The 1689-nt window shown below is 57.8% G+C and carries 1 protein-coding gene; it reads right to left on the bottom strand.

Annotated elements, in window-relative coordinates; all coding sequences use genetic code 11:
• Window positions 1-1526 (bottom strand): type I restriction endonuclease subunit R (locus tag DVK07_RS19095; protein ID WP_147441224.1); only part of this gene is annotated, 1526 nt, incomplete at its 3' end.
• Window positions 1527-1689: the final 163 nt, after the last annotated feature.

The following is a 1689-nucleotide window of genomic DNA, read 5'->3' as shown; positions in this document are numbered from 1 at the left end:
CGCTTCTGGATCTCCGCCTTCTCCTCGTCCGTCTTGTCCGAAAAGATCCTATCGAACAGTCGGTCGAGCGTCTCGCCTTCGAGGTGGATGTCGGCGAGCCGTCCCTGGTACAGGATCTCGACCGTCGCGCCGTCCTCCAGCGACTGGTCGATGGTGTACGTGTCGATGTAGTTCCCGAACGTCCGCCGGGTGTTTCGCTCGTCCTTTTCGATCGGCGTCCCGGTGAACCCGACGTAGAAGGCGTTCGGAAGCGCCGTCCGCATGTTGTTCGCGAGTTCCTTGTCTTGCGTCCGGTGGGCCTCGTCGGCCATCGCGTAGATGTTCTCTTTCCGGGAGAGCACCGGGAACTCATCCTCGTCGTCGGTCGTCTGGAACTTGTGGATGAGTGTCGTGAGCGTCTCGCCCGCGTCATATTTGAGCCGGTCGCGAAGGTCCTCGATGCTGTCGGCCTTCTTCGGGTTCGGGAAGCCGCACCGCTCGAACGTCGCGTGGATCTGATCGTTGAGCGCCCGGCGATCCGTGACCAACACAAGCGTCGGGTCGTCCTTGAGACGGCGGAGCTTCAGCGCGAGGAACAGCATCGTGAGCGACTTGCCCGACCCCTGCGTGTGCCAGACAACGCCGCCCTGCGCCTCGTCCCGGCCGCGCTTGTCGATCCGTTCCAGAGCCTTCTGGACCGCCCGGTACTGCTGATAGCGCGCGACCATCTTGATCGACCCACTCTGCTTCTCCTCGAACACTGTGAAATGCCGAAGCTGATCGAGCAATCGCTCGGGCTCGAACAGCGCGTAGAGCATTCGGTACTGATCCGGGAGATAGCCGTCGAGATCGAACAGATCGATGAGCTCGTCGTCCTCCAGCGGGTAGGCGTCCCGCCAGGGCTTGTACTGGTCTTTCGGTGTCCGATAAGTGCCCATAACTGCGCCCTCCATCCAGGTGGCGACCGAGAACTGGTTGTACCGGAATAGTTCCTCGGCCCCCTCCGACTCACCGTCGCGTTCGTTCTGATAACGAGTGAGCTGATCGAGCGCCTCTGAACGCGGCTCTGGGATCTGTGGGCTTTTACACTCGACAACACCCATCGGGATGCCGTTGACGAATAGCACAATGTCGGGTTTGATGACCTCGACCGGTCCCGCGACCCGGAACTGATTTATGGCGAAGAAGTCGTTGTTCTCGGGATTCTCGTAGTCGATGTATTGAACTGTTTGATGCTTCTTACCGTGTTCACTTTCCTGCTCGACGGAGATGTGTCGAACGAGCTTTTCGTGGATCTGCTCGTTCTCGTCCATTGTGCTCGTCCCAGCAACCTGCTGAATCTCGTTGACAACCTTATTCAAATTGTTCTCGTTGAGCCAGGGATTTAGGCGCTCAACCGCATCATATAGGCGCGGTTCGAGTACAGGCGAGGACTCAGTTTCACGGGGATCGGCCCAAGTCGTCTGTTGCTGGTCAACGACCTCCCAGCCAAGTCGCTGGAGTGCTTCAAGAGCAGGTCGTTCGGACTCGGCATACTCATCGGGCATAGTTAGTCGGTATTAACTCGAACCTTGCCGGTGAGGAGATCCTGCATGAGACCTCGTTTAAGCTCTTGTAGCTCCTCCTTTGTCTCTTGTTCATCTTGCAGTTTTCTATTCACACGGTGAAATGCCTCAGAAATCTCACGCTGTTCTTCAATTGGCGGGAGAA

It is taken from the genome of Halorubrum sp. Atlit-26R, assembly GCF_003666015.1.
Taxonomy (GTDB): domain Archaea; phylum Halobacteriota; class Halobacteria; order Halobacteriales; family Haloferacaceae; genus Halorubrum.
Note: the sequence above shows the minus strand (reverse complement) of the source record. Positions and strands in the feature narration are given on the sequence as shown.